The following is an 18,526-nucleotide window of genomic DNA, read 5'->3' as shown; positions in this document are numbered from 1 at the left end:
AACTTCCGGTTCAATGATCTGCGGGCTTGTTCGCCCTACCGTTCCAATGTAACGCCCAATTAACATCGTCATGTTATCGGGAGATGAAGGTTTCGTTAAGGTGAAACCTGAACTTCCACAGGCGCACTTATGAATTGCCATGTTCCACCCGCCGCAGTACCAGTTACCGCCGCCATGACAATCGCCTTTCCTGGGCTGCTGGCCACGAGCTCGGACAAACCGGTCTTGGGATTCACCTGTTGAATCAATGAGTTGACAGGCTGCACTACAACCCACTTTACCGAGGGCGCCTCTACAACGACCTTTCTTCCGTCCCTAGTAATCCGTTCAATAACAGGTTGGAACGCATGGCCAATCTTTAGCTCCAACTGATCGGTCCGCAATTGGACGCGTACGGTATCATCCTTTAGTTGGTGCATGAGATCCGTAATAATTCCGTGAACACCAAGACTAATCAATTGTTTCATTTTGTTCAGATCATTAACTGTCCATGTCCAGAACGTAAGACCACGGCTGCCACCATATGCAGCTAATTCTGGATACATGCTCCCAAAGCTTGGCGCCGACATGGATTGAAGCGCCGTATAATATTGCTGCTGCTTCATCGCCTTATCTAATGCAGCACTTAAAGGGGGTGTCTGTGACTCTAGCAAACCTCTGCCATAAGCTGGTTCTATATCACGTGAATGACGCAAATGCTGATCATTAAAGCTTTGAATCAAGACCTGAGACTCTACGCCTTCCTCCTTAATGATCTGAATAATCTGAGCTTCCAAACCGTCTTCCTTTGGTTCAGCCAGCATGATAACAGGACGTCCCTTTAACTGCCGCAGCGCCTCACGTAATGTAGGAATACGCTCCCCCTTAAATGACGGTCCGAACCAACTTCCTGCATCCAGCTTCTTTACTTCCTGCAAAGTCATATTTCGCAGAAAACCCGTTCCATTCGTTGTACGGTGCACGGTCTCGTCGTGAAGGAGCACCAATTCACCATCTGCGGTGCGCCTGATATCGTTCTCCATCACTTCGCTGCCGAGCTGTATTGCCTTTTCATACGAAGCCAGAGTATCTTCAGGGGCAACCTGAGGCGCACCACGATGGGCGATCAGGATCGGTCGATGAAGCAGCGTGACCTTCGGGTACACGTTCCAAGCGCCCCTAACCTTCGCAGGCTGAGAAGTAACAATCCCTCTCGCCCCAGATACCAATGCGGCGTGTATTCCTAAGTCGCTGTTATCCGTGAGCACCCAGGATGCCAGGCCTCGTACAGCCAAGTAGTGCACGTTCTCCTGCGTGGATACAGCCTGTGGCAGTACAACGATGTTCGCGCCAACCGAATGCGCATCCATGCTTATCCTGCCAAGCTGACCTTCTGTTAACAGAGAGGTTGCTGTAACGGTATAAGCGCGGCGCAGCTTCAGATCTTTTTGTCGTATGCTGCGTAGTAATTCAAGATCAGAGCTTGCGAGATGGGCATCTTGGATTCCTTCCTCTTGGAGCAGCTTTCCGATTGCTTGTGCTTCATTTGTGTGAGCCGGCTCCAGCATAGGGATAAAGTTCCCTTTTAGCTTGTGCAGCACATCAGATAACAGCCCGATCCGATAGTTTCCGCTATACGCTTCGAGCTGCCCATCATTATTCTGCTTTATTTTCAGCCATACGGTAGTTGTGCCTTGGTTTGCAAGCTTCATAAGCTGCTCCAGAGATTCAACCTCGGTAACTGCCAGATCGGGGGTAAATACTAGATTAGTGTTAGGCTTGATCGGCTGATAGGCCTTGGCTTTAGAAGTAATGGGGGGTAGCAACGGGGGATTCAAAGTAACCTTTACATTGTCAAAACGAACTTGGACGCCGTTCGCCTGAAATCCTAAGCGGCCATCGGCATGTTCGCCTGCACGGTCCGTATCAAGCAGCAACTCGCCGTCTACATATTGACGCACTCGCTCGCGAGAGGCCACCACTTTCATGTGATAGGTTTGATTTATAGCAAATGACGTACTGTGCGATGTCTTCTCCCGCACGTCCCAGCTGTTCTGCGGTGTACGGTACGCGAACTCAATACCGTTTGCTGCGGTTGCGCCTTGACGAAAAGCAAACTGATAATAAGGATAATGCCCTTTTTCCTGCATCGACTGTATCCGGTACATAAGAGAGGCCCAACGGCTAGGCTCAACCACACTCAGAAACGTCATATCCGTTTCAAATATCACGTTGCCGTCTCCTTCGATACCGGGCGGCAGCAAAATTCGAGCAGGACTTACGCTCGCAAGCGAACGGCCAACTAGCGCTCCGCTGCGAACTTGAAAGTCACCTTCTATTTTCTCCCAGCCTATTGGGAGTTGACCATCGGGTATGTTGTCAAACGTCTCCTCCATGAGGGTTGAAGGAGAAGTGGTTAACACCGACTCGGACTGCTCCTCGTCAGCCCCCTCCGGACCATACGTAGTTTCCCTCACCGTAAAATGCCTATCTTGGTTTGCCGCCAAACTCACGCCTGCTCCCAGCAGCCCTTGACTCGAAGCATGGGGTACATCCGCTGCCTCCGCCATGGACAGCCCACTCGTGGCATCATGAAATACGGTTAGGAGTACAGCCATCAACAACCCCAAGATCAACTTACGTCTCATGTGACACAACGTCATTTTAAACAATATTATTCCTCCTTCAACCGATTGATTAAGCAGATCCGATGCCGACGATTGCTGTTTTGAGCAGCACAAATTACACCCATTCGTGCGCATTCGGAACAAGCCTGCGATAACTGCAGGCCTTATATTCCCGATACACGCAAGAAGGGTGTTCTCCTCTTCTCAACCCGTCTGCGACATCACAATAAACCTTTGATCTGCCAATACATCCACGTTATCACACAAAATCAAGATTCGTATCAAGTAGAGTTAAATAGGATGTAAATCAAAAAAAGACCACACCCTGTCAGGCTGAACAACAGTGAGATGGCCAAAATCCTCAAATGATTTTTTTTGGCCTATCAGCTATCGTTCGCAAGAACAGAACATGGTCTACTTTAGGGTTAAACAGACGTAAATGGATACCAGAATGTACCGAAACCGCTAATGCGCACGGTAATTGCAGCCACCATCACGATGACACAGATCACGGCGATCCAATAATCCGCTCGCTGCCATGCCGTCGCTGAGAACCAGGTCCGACGCCGATGGCGGCCAAACCCACGCAAATCCATCGCATTGGAAACGGTCTCGATGCGATGTAAGGAGGATTGCACAAGCGGAATTGCAATCGACACAAAGTGCTTAAAGCGTTCCTTATAGGAACCTTCACCTTTGCCAAATCCCATGCCACGAGCTTGCATTGCATTAGAGATGTTACGGAATTCCGTCTGAAGATCTGGTACATATCGAAAAGCAATACTGAATGCAAAGGCAATCTTGTAGGGTACACCGATTCGGTTCAAACTGCTCGCAAACCGAGTTGGATGTGTTGTAAAGATAAACAATAATGTAATCGGCATCATCGACATGTACTTTAGGGTTAGCGTCAACACATAAAAAACCGATTCCAGTGTCAGCACGTTGTAGCCCAAATTCAAGATGACGGTCGTCGTTCCCCACACTTTACTACCATAAGCAGGTGTAATAAGTAAGGTTAACACGCAATTCATCAAGTTAAATACAATCATCAACCACAAGAAGAAACGAATTCGTTTATAAGGCAGCTTCGCTGCAATTAGCAGTCCGATCCCAAATAGGAAAAGCGGCACGAAGATACGAATATCCTGAAACAGAAAGACAAATACCGTCCAAACAGCAAACATAAACAGCTTTGCCGCGCCGTCCATACGGTGAAATAACGAGTTGCCCTCAATGTACAAAGTTCCGGACTTACTCATCGCGCTTCACCTTCTTCTCATGCTGAATAAAATGCTGAACGAACCGTTCCGGCTGCGCGACTCCCGTACTGCGGGCAAGCTTGCCAAGCGATGTCTCTTTGAGATTGGCCTGTGCAATTGCCTCGATATTCGTAAGCACCTGTGAGGTCGTTCCCTGTGCGATGCATCGCCCGTCATGAAGCACCGCGGCACGATCGGTATACTCCAGTGCCAAATGCATGTCGTGGGTAATAAATAAGAATGACGTCCCTTGGTCTGACAAGGATACGATAAAATCCATAAACTCCGTATAATGCTTGTAATCCTGCCCTGCAGTTGGTTCGTCCAGAATCATAATCTCCGGCTGCAGTGCCAAGATAGATGCGATCGTTACCCGTTTCTTCTGTCCATAACTCAATGCAGAGATTGGCCAGTTCCGATAACCGTACAATCCACATGTGCGCAGCGTCTCTTCCACGCGTGCTGTTACCGCGTCTGCAGGCATTCCTCTCATGCGCAGACCGAGACTAACTTCATCCGCTATCATCTGCTGCGTAATCATATGATTTGGATTCTGCATTACATAGCCGATATGTTGACCGCGCTTTCGTATAGACCATTCATTAATACGTTCCCCACCGTAAAGCACGTTGCCTGACGAAGGTTTAGCAATCCCAGTAAATAAGTGAGAGAGTGTAGACTTTCCAGCGCCGTTGTTCCCGAGCAAGGCCACACGTTCACCACGTCCGATATGAAGCGATACCCCTTTTATTATGTCACGTTCACCATCGTAGGAGAACTTCACGTCCTGTAAGGCTAGGATGGGTTCGGATGGGCTTTTATCGGCTGCATCCAACTCTTCTCCTAACCATATACTTAGACGTTCACGTACTTCGCCACGTGAACTTAACCGCTCCAGTGAAGAGGGATGATCTTCCTTATCCAATTCCACACCAGCATATTTGAGCGCGGCAACGTATAATGGTTCGCGCAAGCCATGGGCCTGCAGCATACTGGAGGCTAACAATTCATCCGGCGTCCCAATCGCGACAATTTCACCTTCGGCCATCACTACGATACGATCGATAGGCTGCTCGAGCACGTCTTCCACACGGTGTTCGATAATAATCATCGTCTTGTTGGACTTCTGGTGAATATCCTCCATTAGCTCGATCGCCCTTTTCCCACTGGCTGGATCCAAATTGGCAAGCGGTTCATCAAACAGCAGAACCTCTGTGTCCATGGAAATGACGCCCGCCAGGGATACACGCTGTTTCTGGCCGCCCGACAAATCATGCGGGCTCTGGTTGATAAGTGGAAGCATATCAACCACCTGCAGCGCCTGCTCCACTAGCGGGCGCATCTCAGATTGGGGCATGCATTCGTTTTCAAATGCAAAAGCAACATCTTCACCGACCGACAGGCCAATAAATTGCCCGTCCTGATCCTGCAATATCGTGCCAACTGTCTGGCTAATCTCAAATATGCTCAGATCGGCAGGACGTTTCCCCTGAAGCGTGTAGTCGCCTGTAATAGTGCCACCATATGTAAAAGGAATGAGCCCATTGATACAATGGGCTAAAGTAGACTTGCCAGAACCACTTGGACCAGCGATTAATATTTTCTCCCCCGGATAAATATCGAGGTTGATTCCTTTAAGCGTGGGTTCAGACAAGCTGCGATATTGAAAACTAAAATCTCGAAAAGAGATAATTGGTTGGTTCATCTATTCAATAACTCCTGTCGTTGTCATGCTGTGGCAGATGCCTATTTCATTACTTTAAGGTTGGAATTGCGACGGTTCAGCTTTAACAAGCCGAGCACAGCCGGAACACCTAATACCAAATGAACAATAACGTTAGAAATCGTAGCAAAACCATATTGTGCCCACATCTTATCAGGCGCTTCTCCGTACAAGTACACGTCGAGCACACTGGACACACCAAAACCTACGGCAAGCGCTAAGCTGCCTGCTACAGCTAGCGTCACGATATGTGATGTGCTGGAGCTACCTTCATTTACATTAAAGGAACGGCTCATAGATACAAGTCCCATTCCCAGACCCGTAACAGCAGAACCCACTACCCATGTCCACCAGATCTGGCCGCCGCCCCACGTTAAGTCTGTGATGATGTGACCGATAAAGCCGCTAAGCAAACCTACCACGGGTCCGAACATGGCACCAAAAATGGTCAAAATCGCAATAGCCGGCCGCAGTGCCGTCTGGGCAATAAGAGGGATAGAAATATTACCGAGCAAGCCGTATAAAGCCGCTCCGATACCGATAGCAACCACCGTCTTGGTGCTGAAGTTGAAAACTGATTGTTTCATCCCGACAACCTTCCTTCTATAAGTAAGTATGTATCGACGCTCGCTCGTTCGGTATCGATGCATGACCAAATAACAAATGATAATTCCGAACGTTAGATTGTGATTTCAAACCTAATATAAAGGATTTTCCATTGTATGGGTACAGGTTTTATTTCCCAAAATTAAATAAATATTTACTTTTTTCACGCTTAATGGTCAAATTCAAGCGTTTTCAACACTTTTCGGCACAAAAATAGTAACTCTGTTTGACCATAAAATACACCGTTAGCAAAATGCGAACTAGAATAAGCGAACAATCGCCTGAAGTGGTCATGATGACCCGACTTTAAAAGTATCCGCTGCTTACAGCGTACTACTTAAGACAGAGGCATCCACAAATCTTTCAGGTTAATAAAATGTACTGCAAAGCCACTATTACGCACAGCCATCAGCCTTTAGCTAACCTGGTCGTCCCTCGCAGCTCTAATAACGATGCTGCACCGATGCCAAACATCGCTATTTTGAGTTCCAATTCGACCTGTTCCAGCATCTCGTATACAGCTTCATCGGTTTCAACCGCAGACGCTAGCAGCGAGCGGCCATAACCGGCGAAGTTTGCACCCAAGGCTAATGCTTTGGCGGCGTCCACACCATGATTCAGTCCCCCGCTGGCAACGAGTGCCATGCCTGGCAGCGCATCGCGCACTTGAATTACGCTATCTGCCGTCGGGATGCCCCAATCTGCAAACACATCGGCTGCACGGCGACGCACACCTACCTTTGAACGCAGCTTCTCCACCTGGCTCCAGGATGTGCCGCCAGCTCCGGCTACATCGATAAAGGATACGCCAGCTTCTGCAAGCAGGCAAGCTGTGTCAGCAGCTATGCCCCATCCCACTTCCTTTACACCGACTGGTACGCCTAATTGACTGCACAGCGCTTCAATCTTAGGCAGTAGACGGGAGAAGTTAACATCGCCCTCCGGCTGAAATACTTCTTGCATCGCATTTAGATGCAGGACAAGCGCATCCGCCTCTACAATGTCAACTGCACGACGGCAATGGTCAACGCTCATCCCCATGTTAAGCTGTACAGCACCTATGTTAGCCAGCAGTGGAATCGTCGGTGCCACATCACGCAATCGGAACGTCTCAGCGACCGTCTCATCTTCAACCGCCGCACGCACAGACCCCACGCCCATGGCCCAGCCCCTAGCTTCGGCTGCAGCAGCCAAGCGGCGATTGATTGCACCCGTTCCATGACTGCCCCCAGTCATCGAGCTGATCAGAAACGGGGCTGCCATCGATTTGCCAAACCACTCTGTACAGATATTAATATCATTAAAGTCAATCTCAGGCAGCGCCTGATGGACAAAACGATACTGTTCGAGGCCAGTCGTGATCCCCACGCCATTCACCTGTTCTTCTAAGCAAATGCGCACGTGCTCCGCTTTACGCTGCGCGGTCACACTTTCTTGCTGATTTCCCTGCACTATATGTAGATCCTGCTTAGACATATCAAGTTGCTGCCCCTTTCGAGGTTCTATGTTTGCTGCTTGCTTATAAAGGATTGCTGATTGTCTTGTTCGCTTTCACACACACAACCTATTTCTATCTGCTCTTGTATACTCTGCTTATTGTGTACTTTAACTTATACTAATGCGTTAGGGTGTATTATGTGCAATCCACACCTGATCTATAGTAACGAACATGGACTGTAGTTGTAAACGGAACAGGCCAAAAATTTAATAATAGATAAGAACTACTTCGACTAAAACAACAAAATAACCTTTGCCTAAGTTCAACTGAACAGGACAAAGGTTATTTTATCGTTCTTTATGGCTTTTGGGAATCTGCATCGCCAAATATCTCTTGCTTCAGCCGCTTGCCTGTAGGTGTTGCGGCAAGCCCGCCCAACGCAGTCTCCCGCAGTGCAGTCGGCATCGTCTGCCCGATGCGGAACATCGCCTCGATCACCTCGTCGCACGGGATCGTGCTCGTGATGCCAGCAAGCGACATATCTGCGGCTACCATAGCCACAGCCGCCCCCATTGCGTTGCGCTTTACGCATGGCACCTCGACAAGGCCCGCAACCGGGTCACAGACGAGGCCAAGCAAGTTCTTAAGCGCAATTGCCATACCTGTCGCGGACTGCTGCGGTGTACCGCCAGCAAGCGCCACGATCGATGCCGCGGCCATACCTGCGGCAGAGCCAACTTCGGCTTGGCAGCCACCTGCTGCGCCGCTGATCGACGCGTTATTCGCCACTACCATGCCAAAGGCGCCGGAAGTGAACAAAAAGTCGATCATCTGCTCACGAGTCGGATTCAGCTTGTCACGAAGCGCAAATAATACGCCTGGCACAACACCAGCGGAGCCCGCAGTCGGCGTTGCACAAATAAGACCCATAGCTGCGTTGACTTCATTGGTTGCAACTGCCTTGCTAACAGCGTCGAGAATGGTGTGTCCGCTCAAACCTTTACCGCTGGCTATATAGTGATGCATCTTGACCGCGTCCCCACCAGTCAATCCCGAATGGGACTGCACGCCGTTTAATCCGCGTTCCACAGCCTGCTCCATCACGTCCAAATTGCGGCCCATCTGCTCGCGAACCTGCTCGAGGCTGCGACCTGATACCCTTACTTCTTGCTCAATCATAATATCGGCAATTGAGCACGAACGCTCTTCAGCCAAGGCAACTAATTCAGCTACGTTACGAAACATGTAAGCGTTACCTCCTTTTTCGTTACTCCATCCGTTCACTCTAGTCCCAGAGCGTATACACAGTAATTCCGTATATACTCAGCATTCGCTGCCCTGATTACGGATCAAATTCGTTGTTAAGATCTGCATCGGAACTTGATCTAATCCTCCATGCGGAGAACTCGGCTCACACCTGGAAGCTTGCGGATTTCATCTATAATCACTTCATTCATCATCTCATCCGTTTCAATGACCATTAGAGCCATCTTCCCTTTTTCCTTACGTGACACCTTCATATTGCCAATATTCACTTGTTGCTGGCTTAATATGTTCGTCACACCAGCAATGACGCCGAAACGGTCATGGTTCACAACCAGTATAGCTGGGCTCTGCCCAGACAAATTCAACTGAAACCCATTCAGCTCGCAGATCTCCACCTTGCCGCCGCCGATCGAGATTCCTACGACCTCCATCTCATCCTGGTCGTCTTTCATCAAGATACGCGCTGTGTTCGGGTGCTCTGGAACGGCCTCTTCAGTCGTAATGTTAACTTCAACGCCTGCTTCCTCTGCGTATTTCGGAGCCTCAGGCAAACGTGGATCATTGGTATCATAATCCAGCAAGCCAGCTATTAAAGCGACGTCTGTCGCATGCCCTTTAAACGTTTCGGCAAACGACCCATACAATGAAATGTGAACTTGTCGGGGCTGGCGCCCGAAGATGCTGCGAGCCAATCTGCCGATCTTCGCTGCTCCCGCCGTATGGGAGCTCGAAGGGCCAACCATAATCGGACCAATAATGTCAAAGACACTGCGGTATTTCATACCGTTCCTCCTCCATCTGAATAACCCGAGTACAGCTTATTACCCTAGTGTATGCAGATATTGTCCTCTTACCAAAGACATTTTCAAGAAAAGCGTACGTGTTAATTAACAGGTTGTCAATAAATAAACGCCTGTTTGCAGCAAAAAAAGCCATCTTGCATACCAGGATGCAGGAGATGGCTTCACCGTACCAATATCACTTCATCTTTCCTTATACAGCGCCTACCAATTGTGGAGCATCACACTGCTCCAACAATTCACAATTAGCAGGGCACATCCGCCCCTTGCCACGCGGTACACACATCGGTGTGCCAAATAGCGGATCAGAGCAGATTACACATTCCATATGGAATACATCTTTTACCAGCTGCGGTGTCAAGATGCTCTCCGGCGCGCCTTGATTATAAATCCCTTTGTCACGTACAGCAATAATATGGTCCGCATAACGACAAGCCAGGTTCAAGTCATGTAGAACCATCGCAATCGTACGACCTTCCTTGCGATTCAATTCATACAACAGATCAAGGATCTCGATCTGGTGGCTCATATCCAAGTATGTAGTCGGCTCATCCAGCAAAATAATGTCCGTGTTCTGTGCCAATGTCATCGCAATCCATGCTCGCTGACGTTGTCCACCTGACAGCGCATCAACAGAACGATCTGCAAAAGGCTCCATATTAGTCACCTTAAGCGCGTAACTTACCAGCTTCTCATCCTCTTCAGACCACTGCTTCAGCCATGTCTGGTAAGGATATCGTCCCTGCTTAACCAACTGATGTACAGTTAACCCTTCCGGTGCAACGGGGCCTTGGGGCAGGATCGCCATCTTGCGAGCAACTTCCTTCGTGGCCGACTGGTGGATATCACGTCCATCCAGCAACACAGATCCTTGGTTAGGCTTCATAAGCCGAGCAAGCGAGCGGAGCAGTGTAGACTTGCCGCAGCCATTGCTTCCAATAAGCACCGTAATCTTACCTTCTGGAATTTGCACGGATAAATCTTCTATTATGTTGGTATCCCCGTAAGACAACGTTAACGACTGCGTCTGCAATACTCCCATTGTCGTTCCTCCTTGCGCTTGAACGCCACTATACTTGAATTCTATAATCAATAAGCTAAATACACATACGTAAAATCCTAATTCAGCAGCAGCGTTATTACGCTAGCCGAACTAACCGAAGATGATAATCGTTCTCAAAAATAATTATCTCTTATGATGCCACAAAGATTACCATCCGTCAATCCATACGGCCTTGATCGTTATGCAGGAGTACCCGCCGCTATAAAAGCGGCGAGAACAAGCGGGCCACCGATTCCAAAAATCGTGTTGCCATACGTCTGCGTAAAAACTGTTCTTCCCGAATTCGCGTTGCCGACTGCAAGTCTCGTTCAAAGTCGCTCACCAAACGCTGAACACTCTCGGTACGCAGCAGTAACGCATTCACTTCAAAGTTCAAGTAGAAGCTGCGCATATCCATATTGGTCGTGCCGATCGTAGCCAGCTCGCCATCTACAATAATAAGTTTAGAGTGCAGGAAACCTTTTTCATATTCATATATACGTGCCCCAGCTTCGATTAATCCAGTAAAGTATGAATGAGACGCTAAAAAAGGAAGCCACTTATCAGGCTTGCTGGGAAACAGCAGCTTTACTTCGATGCCAGATAATGCAGCCACTTTGAGTGCCGTAAAAATATCTTCATCCGGTATAAAATAAGGCGTCGCAATCCATATCGATCGTTTGGCAGACGTTAGCATGGAGAAGAATACATTTTTCATCGTCTGGAATTCCTGATCGGGGCCACTGGCTATTATTTGAACCGCCCCTTGCTCCTCAACACCGGAAGAGCACGCCACGAAATACTGCGCCCCTGTAATATGCTGCTCCGTCATATGTCGCCAATCCTGAAGAAAGATTACTTGCAGCGTCTGCACCGCTTCTCCTCTTACGATCATGTGAGTGTCTCGCCAGAACCCATAGGTTTTGTTGCGGCTTAAATATTCATCACCAACGTTGAGCCCGCCAATAAAGCCGACATTGCCATCTACAATGACAATTTTACGATGATTGCGATAATTTACTTTACTTGAGAAGACACGCAGCTTCACAGGGCCAAAAGCAGCAACCTCAACCCCAGCACGACGCATCTCCTCGACAAAAGGTTTCTTCAAATATAAGCTGCCTACCGCATCGTACATAAAGCGAACTTCTACGCCTTGCCTCGCCTTTTCCATCAATATCTGCTTAATCTCGCGGCCAATCTCGTCATCTCTATAGATGTAATACTCCATATGAATATGATGACTTGCTTTTTTTAATTCTGTAATGAGTGAGGCAAACGTCTCCTCGCCATTCGTTAACACTTCCGTGTGAGAAGAAAATGTAACGGGACTTTTGCTCATACGATTCGTTAATTGCAGCATCAGACGCTGGTCTGGCGTGAATTCCGCATATCGCGGGTGTCTGGCCATTTGCTCTTTATCAAGAAAGCCGTAGCTGTGCTTATCCCGTTTTGCCTTCTGTGAATACTTTCTTCGTTTGCGATAATTTTGACCGAATAACAAATAAAAAAAGAACCCGACAACAGGTACGAGCGCAAGCATCAGTATCCATGCCACCGTGCTGGAAGGATGACGATTTTCCATAAAAATAGTAATCACCAACGTGATAACCGCCAATGTGGTCAGCAAGCTGAGTGCCCAAGCAATCGTTTTGCCAAATGTATCGTTCACATAATATCCGAGCGTAAGCAGCATGATTATAAAAATAATAACTTGAAACGTCCTTCTCATCGTGTACCCCCTCCCCGAACTAACCCATCTCCATATTACGTACCCGACAGCTGCGGGTTCGAATAAATGAGCCTCGAAGCGCTGAATATATATGTATGCTGTGCTTTCATTATGCCCAATGAACGATTTAATTGCTATACCAATATCATTTTGACGTCTTCATAATTGACACGTCCTTCATCCTGTGAAATAATAACTAACGAACGGTAGGAAGGAAATTAAAATTATTATCGGAGGTAAAAATGGTAACGGCTAATCGTATTCATCAAGTCGCTTTAGCTCACTTTGCCGAATACGGCTATGACGGGGCTTCTATGGCTAAGATCGCTGAAGAGGTTGGGATTAAGAAACCTTCTATTTATGCACATTATAAGAGCAAGGAAGATCTATTTCTGCACGTTCTTCAAGGCGTGTTTCAGGAGGAACTCGATTACGTCGGTGCTCTATTACGAAGGAATGAGCAAACTGCTCTTCACGATCAGCTCAAGCAGGTGCTCACCTTGTATAAAGAAAGCTATGCAAAGAAACCTGAATTGAAATTTATGCTGAGGATGTCATTTTTTCCGCCTGCCTCTCTCCATGAACAGGTAATGGGACAGTTATATGCGTTTCTTGATCGTCTTGAAAGTGGGCTCGTACCGCTCATGGCCCAAGGTATACGTACACGGGAGATTGGAGCTGTGCACCCAGAACAGGCTGCGACGGCATTTATGTGCATTCTGGATGGATTGTTTGTAGAACTGCTGTACGGAGGTCCTGAGCGCTTTGAGCGCAAGCTGGAAGCCTCCTGGGCCTTGTTTTGGAGAGGGTTAACTTGTGAGTCTAATGGGGGTATACAACGTGAACAACAACAATAAGCACTGGCTCCTTGTCGTCCTCGCTGGCGTCATTGAAGTTATTTGGGTAACGGGGCTAAAGCATTCCACCCTCTGGTGGGAATGGCTCATTACGGTCATTGCAATTATAATCAGCTTTAAAGTATTGATTGATGCTGCCAAGCATCTGCCGCTCGGTACGGTGTATGCGGTATTCACAGGACTAGGTACTGCAGGTACTGTATTAACAGAGATGCTTGTGTTTGGTGAACCCGTCAAATTATTAAAATTGTTATTTATCGCCACATTAGCAGCCGGGGTCATCGGCTTGAAGCTAGTCACCACGTCACACACAAAGGAGAGTGAGGTCTAATGGCTTGGATCGCCCTTATCGTGGCTGGTCTATGTGAGGTTGCTGGTGTGCTTGCCATTAAGCGTGCGACTACGAACCCTCACTGGACCTCTTATGTATACATGGCGTTAACATTTGGCGTTAGCTTTTCCATGCTGTCATATGCCATGGAGAGCATTTCCATGGGGACCGCTTACGCCATCTGGACCGGTATCGGAACAGCAGGCAGCACTCTGCTTGGCATGTTTGTCTTTGGTGAGCAGAAGTCTGCCGTCAGAGTAGGATGTATTGCCTTAATTGTAGGTTCTGTAGTTGGATTAAAATTGATTGCCTAGTGCCTTATTTCTTAGCTATCAATAACCATCTTGCTCTTATGCGCAGCATAACCAATTCTTTCATTAAAGGATCAACAAAAAAGACGGGTTCCCTAGATAACGGGTCCCGTCTTCTTGTATGTGCATGCGTCGCTTATAAGGCGACGCACTGAGTTGTCCTTCATGCCAAGCTAGTCTGCTAGTTGGCAGCCCAAGCGGCTTCTTTCGCCAAGAAATCCTGCAGCATAATGCCAACTGCGACATATACAGGATGCTTCGAATGCTGTTCCAGATCCTCCCCGAAACGAGCGGCCCAACGTTGCAAGTGCTCTCTAACAAATTCGCGTTGTCCATTCATATAACGATCATAACGCTCTGCTGTCATAACCGTGTTCAGCATCTTCTCAATGATAACGGCCATAAATTCCAATTCGATTGCGATATGATCATCGGGTTCGCCATGCATCTTCTTAAAGTACAGGCTAAAATCGGCGTAAGTCTCGCGTACTTCTTGGGCGTAGGACTTCGGCAGCATCTGTTCTGAAGCGCGGTACATGGACTCGCATGGGGTAACTGGCAATTCGCCACCCCGGCTAAACAATCGCACGTACTCGTCGCGCATCGAAGAGAATACCGCATACAACTCGCTCAGCGACATCGACTTCAACCGTTCGCACAGCAGGCGAGCCCCCTCGGATATTTCAGACAATCGAGATAGTTCCGGATGATTCTGCCAAGACACAATCACTTCAAGCGTCGGTTGTTCTCCTAGAAAATCGACCAATAGTTGATAAGCAGCTTTCCGAGTTTCCAATCTTTCAACGGCCTGTTCATTCCAGTGGGCTGGCTGTTCCGTCGTCGTTAGCATCGTCCTTCCCCTCCGTAAAGTAAATCCTTTTTTCTTCCTTGCACTTCCATTTTCCCATATGTAAAGAGGGAAAACTGTGACAATTTGCAGACATTATGACCCCAGTGTGACATTGCTGTGAATCCCAGATCAACTTTAGATTATACTGTTCTCAAAGTGATAAAAGTTCACCACTAAAACGATGTAAAAACAAGCTGCAACCTTTCTACAGGTTGCTTCATCCGGGCCATAACTATTCCAGATCGTCCAGTCCAGAAATAATCCCTGTCCATCTTGTTGCCGTTAAACCATTAGATCACCCGAAAACAATACAGTCTAATCTTACAAATTACCATACAAGTTGCCTATTACAAGTTACATATTATAAGACTGAGTGCTTCCAATATTACACTTCAGGTACAATCGCTTTCACGCAGGAAGATAATAACGATACAATAGAAACAATAGAAGCTGCGTTCATCCATGTGTACAGCAAGCAGCTGAAAGGCAGGCGTTAATATGAATACCCAGACCGTCTCCGCTTTTAAACGAGCCAATACGATCTTGAACCGAGCCACTGTGCAGCTATCCGGACCCGGCATTCGGTTAAAAGTACTTTACTGGGGTTTTATGCCAGAGCATTATGACAATACACCACACCGCCATTCCTTCTTTGAAGCCTGTTATGTCATGGAGGGACAAGGTATATATATGGAAGACGATCGAGAATATGAATTACTGGCAGGTACAGTGTTTCTGTCTCGACCGGGAAAATGGCATCAGATACGGAGCAAAAATGGCATGGCACTCTGTTATGCAGCATTTGAGCTAATTGAGGAAGGAAGCACCTCCTCCTATATTCAAGCCTATCGCCATTTAGCTGAAAAAGGGGTGCCCGTCTTGCAGGATGCTGCCGCGAGTCCCACAGCCAATCTGTGGTCGACTATTGTCTCTATGTTCAAGGAGACGTCATCATTCCCTGCACTGGCTGTGCACCATACCGCATTAACTCTTCTGATTTCACTGCTACCGCTCCATGGCGGCGGTCAGGATACGTTAAGCGAGACAACACAAGTAAAAAATGAGGGAAATCCTCTTTTTCGCCAAGCCAAGCTATTTATAGATGACAATATAAGTGAAAACCTAACGCTTCAACTGGTCGCTCAACATTTGCACATTTCATCGCGGCATTTAACACGCCTGTTTGCACAGGAGATGAATCAGACCTTTGTCCATTATATACAAGAACGGCGCGTGCAGTTGGCCGCAGAGATGCTGCTGCAGGAGGAACTAGAGATCAAAGACATCGCCTCCCGCTGCGGATTTGAATCCGTGCACTATTTTACCCGAGTATTTTCACGCAAGCTCGGTGTGGCACCTGCCCGTTTTCGTCGTGCCCAGTTCACGGAAGGGAGATCAGGCTCTCAGCACTTTCCAGCACCGCCATCAAACCCCACCTCAACATAAAGAGGTCCTGATCGTACAAAAGGCATACTTGTTTGTGTAAATACGCCTCTGTATCCGCTGTTTACAATAAGAGCATAACAACATGCGCTTGGCGGAAATGGAGGCGTTCACCGTGCCAGCAGCCTATCAAGGACAGTTACCAACACGTCCCTTTCAGACCTATCCCTTTAACATCGTACACCTAAGTCAGTATAATTCGGCATGCCAACAAGGCGAAAAAGAGACTAATGCCACCTTTCATTCCGGTCATAACTCGAAATGCATAACTGTAGGCTATCAGGAATGGGCCGAATCTGTCGTTCAATCCTTTAATACTGAATCCGTCATCCAAGCGACAACTGCATACAACCATCACAGCACCTCTACGCAGTCAGAGAGCAATGACAACCGCTCAAGCCGCTGTAGACTCATTATGGATGGTACTCATGGAGCTGATTTTGATGCGGCTCTAAATGCCTTGTATGAGGTTAGCACGCATCGCGGCATTTCCGTGGTTACTTTCTGTACGTACGACTATATGAAGAGCTCGAGTCAACTGAAGCGTCAATTCAAGCGATATCTGACAGACAACCGCGCATTTGGATATATGGCTGCAGACGTCTCAGTCCATGATTATTTTCGTGATACGGCCCGAAACGAATGGCAGTCCGATGTAGATGCCAAATTACAAACCCACAACACATGTGCACTAGATTCTGTTAAATGTACGGGACTAGCTGCCCCAGAACATCAGGCCGATAATGCAGCCCCAAATACACTGCTTGTTATTTACGGCCCAGGCGCACTTTGGCTGCAGGCAGAATCTTGTACCGCGACAGCGACCAACTTGGCCTGTTATTTAGATTTATCCCGAGAGAATCAGCAACTGCTGCATAAGCAAGGCATGGGCAGTCTTGGTATAGACGGTTCAGTAGACTCTGTCACTACCTACAAGGAAGCACTTTTTCTGGAGTGGCCAGTATGGGAGCGATACCGCAAAGAGCATCTTGCTGCATTTCATACTTATGTAGACATGAATGATCGCACAGCCCCTGTTGCTGTCCCTACTCCTATGCTAATGGCAATGCTGCACGAGGCTGCACGGCAGCCATTTAGAGTGAAGCCGTTTTTTGCCCCCGGTATATGGGGCGGGCAATATTTAAAAGAGCTGTGCGGTCTACCAAAGGAGTGGCCAAACTGTGCATGGAGTTTTGAGCCGATTGCACCGGAAAATACACTCCTGCTTAGGTATGGTGATTATACAATTGAAGTACCGTTTACACTTATGCTGCAAGCAGAAGCTTTGGCTGTATTGGGACCTAGAAATGTAGAATTGTTCGGTGATTACTTCCCGATTCGATTCGACTACTTGGATACCATTGACGGTGACAGCTTGTCCTTGCAAGTTCACCCAAAGCAGCATTACGTAGAATCTGAATTTAACGAGACTATGACGCAGCAAGAATCCTACTACATGATGGAACAGAAGCCCGACTCCACACCAAAGGTTATACTTGGCCTGAAAGAAGGTGTCACGGGAGAACAACTGCTGAGGGCAGTAGATGCAGCGCATGCCACTCAGGTGCCACTGGGACTGGAAGATTACGTAAATGAGTGGGCAGCCACAAAAGGGGATCTGTTCCTGATCCCGCCTGGCGCTGTGCACAGCTCGGGCCGGGATAATCTGGTGTTGGAGATTTCATCAACGACGTGGTGGTTCACGTTTAAGATATATGATTATTTGCGGTTGGACAAGGATGGTCTACCACGGCCGATTAATCGCGAACATGCTGCTTGTAATATCGACGATAGCATAAATACGACGATGGCACGCCAAGAGCTGATTGCTAAGCCTGTCGTACATCGCACACAAGGGGCCAATGTAGAAGAGCTGCTCGCTGAACGCGACGATTTGCTGTTTCAGGTGCGGCGGCTGAAGCTCGCCGATACATGGAACGACGACACAGAGGATGCATTTGTGATGCTAAATCTCGTAGAAGGCGAACGTGTCCGCTTAATACCGGAAGCGGATGCATCGAAGACTGTGGAGTGGGGTTATGCCGAGGCTTATATCGTACCAGCCAGTGTTGGACGTTATCGTTTGGAAAATGCAGGTGAGACGCCATGTACACTCATCCGTGCGCAAGTGGCTCCAAGTTGGCGCACGCCGCTGCTTCCTCACGGCTGGCACCATGGCCATGAGGTAAGGGAATGACCGCGTCTTTGCATCAAGCCTCGCCTGTGCGTACAGTCACGCTGGCTCTTGATGCTGGAGGC

At 48.1% G+C, this 18,526-nt stretch carries 15 protein-coding genes; 5 read left to right on the top strand and 10 right to left on the bottom strand.

Annotation, left to right across the window (positions count from 1 at the left end; translation table 11 throughout):
* Nucleotides 1-95: 95 nt before the first annotated feature.
* The 9 genes from QP775_RS11895 to cls all read right to left on the bottom strand — a co-directional run bounded on the left by QP775_RS11895 (nucleotide 96) and on the right by cls (nucleotide 12,475).
* Nucleotides 96-2,642 (bottom strand): glycerophosphodiester phosphodiesterase family protein, encoded by a 2,547-nt coding sequence (locus tag QP775_RS11895; RefSeq protein WP_285106449.1) that lies wholly within the window; start codon nucleotides 2,640-2,642, stop codon nucleotides 96-98.
* Between the two features lie 389 nt (nucleotides 2,643-3,031).
* The gene (locus tag QP775_RS11890; protein WP_239328865.1) at nucleotides 3,032-3,868 is read right to left on the bottom strand and encodes an energy-coupling factor transporter transmembrane component T family protein; all 837 of its coding nucleotides are present in this window, start codon (nucleotides 3,866-3,868) and stop codon (nucleotides 3,032-3,034) included.
* A complete protein-coding gene (locus tag QP775_RS11885) occupies nucleotides 3,861-5,573 on the bottom strand; it encodes an ABC transporter ATP-binding protein (protein WP_285106235.1) in 1,713 nt (570 codons plus the stop codon). The genes QP775_RS11890 and QP775_RS11885 overlap by 8 nt, the downstream gene beginning before the upstream one ends.
* A 41-nt stretch (nucleotides 5,574-5,614) precedes the next feature.
* On the bottom strand, nucleotides 5,615-6,178 hold the full coding sequence (locus QP775_RS11880) for an ECF-type riboflavin transporter substrate-binding protein (RefSeq protein WP_239328867.1): 564 nt from the start codon (nucleotides 6,176-6,178) through the stop codon (nucleotides 5,615-5,617).
* Nucleotides 6,179-6,605: 427 nt separating this feature from the next.
* Nucleotides 6,606-7,673, bottom strand: coding sequence for a type 2 isopentenyl-diphosphate Delta-isomerase (gene fni / locus QP775_RS11875; RefSeq protein WP_285106233.1), 1,068 nt, complete (start codon nucleotides 7,671-7,673; stop codon nucleotides 6,606-6,608).
* A gap of 319 nt (nucleotides 7,674-7,992) precedes the next feature.
* Nucleotides 7,993-8,880: an L-serine ammonia-lyase, iron-sulfur-dependent, subunit alpha gene (gene sdaAA, locus QP775_RS11870; protein ID WP_239328869.1), complete on the bottom strand. Its 888-nt coding sequence runs from the start codon at nucleotides 8,878-8,880 to the stop codon at nucleotides 7,993-7,995.
* 140 nt (nucleotides 8,881-9,020) lie between these two features.
* On the bottom strand, nucleotides 9,021-9,683 hold the full coding sequence (gene sdaAB / locus QP775_RS11865) for an L-serine ammonia-lyase, iron-sulfur-dependent subunit beta (protein ID WP_239328870.1): 663 nt from the start codon (nucleotides 9,681-9,683) through the stop codon (nucleotides 9,021-9,023).
* A gap of 211 nt (nucleotides 9,684-9,894) precedes the next feature.
* Nucleotides 9,895-10,743, bottom strand: coding sequence for an ABC transporter ATP-binding protein (locus tag QP775_RS11860; RefSeq protein WP_239328871.1), 849 nt, complete (start codon nucleotides 10,741-10,743; stop codon nucleotides 9,895-9,897).
* 220 nt (nucleotides 10,744-10,963) lie between these two features.
* Nucleotides 10,964-12,475, bottom strand: coding sequence for a cardiolipin synthase (cls, locus tag QP775_RS11855; RefSeq protein ID WP_285106229.1), 1,512 nt, complete (start codon nucleotides 12,473-12,475; stop codon nucleotides 10,964-10,966).
* A 242-nt stretch (nucleotides 12,476-12,717) separates the two neighbouring features.
* On the opposite strand from cls, the gene QP775_RS11850 reads away from it, so the two are divergent.
* From QP775_RS11850 to QP775_RS11840, 3 genes are read left to right on the top strand one after another with little or no spacing between them, the layout of a single operon-like run.
* The gene (locus QP775_RS11850; RefSeq protein ID WP_285106227.1) at nucleotides 12,718-13,332 is read left to right on the top strand and encodes a TetR/AcrR family transcriptional regulator; all 615 of its coding nucleotides are present in this window, start codon (nucleotides 12,718-12,720) and stop codon (nucleotides 13,330-13,332) included.
* A complete protein-coding gene (locus QP775_RS11845) occupies nucleotides 13,316-13,663 on the top strand; it encodes a DMT family transporter (RefSeq protein WP_285106225.1) in 348 nt (115 codons plus the stop codon). The genes QP775_RS11850 and QP775_RS11845 overlap by 17 nt, the downstream gene beginning before the upstream one ends.
* On the top strand, nucleotides 13,663-13,977 hold the full coding sequence (locus QP775_RS11840; protein WP_239328875.1) for a DMT family transporter: 315 nt from the start codon (nucleotides 13,663-13,665) through the stop codon (nucleotides 13,975-13,977). Before QP775_RS11845 ends, QP775_RS11840 begins: the two co-directional genes overlap by 1 nt.
* A 178-nt stretch (nucleotides 13,978-14,155) precedes the next feature.
* Here the strand turns inward: QP775_RS11840 and QP775_RS11835 are convergent, their stop codons facing one another.
* A complete protein-coding gene (locus tag QP775_RS11835; RefSeq protein ID WP_239328876.1) occupies nucleotides 14,156-14,824 on the bottom strand; it encodes a TorD/DmsD family molecular chaperone in 669 nt (222 codons plus the stop codon).
* A gap of 498 nt (nucleotides 14,825-15,322) precedes the next feature.
* Here QP775_RS11835 and QP775_RS11830 point away from each other — a divergent pair, with 498 nt between their 5' ends.
* Nucleotides 15,323-16,270, top strand: coding sequence for an AraC family transcriptional regulator (locus QP775_RS11830; RefSeq protein ID WP_285106221.1), 948 nt, complete (start codon nucleotides 15,323-15,325; stop codon nucleotides 16,268-16,270).
* An 82-nt stretch (nucleotides 16,271-16,352) separates the two neighbouring features.
* Entirely contained in the window at nucleotides 16,353-18,464 is a 2,112-nt protein-coding gene (locus tag QP775_RS11825; protein WP_285106219.1) for a class I mannose-6-phosphate isomerase, read from the top strand.
* The last annotated feature ends 62 nt before the right edge of the window (nucleotides 18,465-18,526 follow it).

This window comes from Paenibacillus sp. UMB4589-SE434 (genome assembly GCF_030226685.1).
GTDB lineage: Bacteria > Bacillota > Bacilli > Paenibacillales > Paenibacillaceae > Paenibacillus_B.
The sequence above is the reverse complement of the archived record's forward strand: the minus strand, read 5'-3'. Positions and strand labels throughout refer to the sequence as shown.

Bases quoted from the DNA above. Each gene is read 5' to 3' on its own strand.
- QP775_RS11890 (WP_239328865.1), bottom strand. From the start codon at position 3,868: ATGAGTAAGTCCGGAACTTTGTACATTGAGGGCAACTCGTTATTTCAC.
- QP775_RS11880 (WP_239328867.1), bottom strand. From the start codon at position 6,178: ATGAAACAATCAGTTTTCAACTTCAGCACCAAGACGGTGGTTGCTATC.
- QP775_RS11895 (WP_285106449.1), bottom strand. From the start codon at position 2,642: ATGACGTTGTGTCACATGAGACGTAAGTTGATCTTGGGGTTGTTGATG.
- QP775_RS11885 (WP_285106235.1), bottom strand. From the start codon at position 5,573: ATGAACCAACCAATTATCTCTTTTCGAGATTTTAGTTTTCAATATCGC.
- QP775_RS11830 (WP_285106221.1), top strand. From the start codon at position 15,323: ATGAATACCCAGACCGTCTCCGCTTTTAAACGAGCCAATACGATCTTG.
- sdaAA (WP_239328869.1), bottom strand. From the start codon at position 8,880: ATGTTTCGTAACGTAGCTGAATTAGTTGCCTTGGCTGAAGAGCGTTCG.
- QP775_RS11850 (WP_285106227.1), top strand. From the start codon at position 12,718: ATGGTAACGGCTAATCGTATTCATCAAGTCGCTTTAGCTCACTTTGCC.
- cls (WP_285106229.1), bottom strand. From the start codon at position 12,475: ATGAGAAGGACGTTTCAAGTTATTATTTTTATAATCATGCTGCTTACG.
- sdaAB (WP_239328870.1), bottom strand. From the start codon at position 9,683: ATGAAATACCGCAGTGTCTTTGACATTATTGGTCCGATTATGGTTGGC.
- QP775_RS11840 (WP_239328875.1), top strand. From the start codon at position 13,663: ATGGCTTGGATCGCCCTTATCGTGGCTGGTCTATGTGAGGTTGCTGGT.
- QP775_RS11825 (WP_285106219.1), top strand. From the start codon at position 16,353: ATGCGCTTGGCGGAAATGGAGGCGTTCACCGTGCCAGCAGCCTATCAA.
- QP775_RS11835 (WP_239328876.1), bottom strand. From the start codon at position 14,824: ATGCTAACGACGACGGAACAGCCAGCCCACTGGAATGAACAGGCCGTT.
- QP775_RS11860 (WP_239328871.1), bottom strand. From the start codon at position 10,743: ATGGGAGTATTGCAGACGCAGTCGTTAACGTTGTCTTACGGGGATACC.
- fni (WP_285106233.1), bottom strand. From the start codon at position 7,673: ATGTCTAAGCAGGATCTACATATAGTGCAGGGAAATCAGCAAGAAAGT.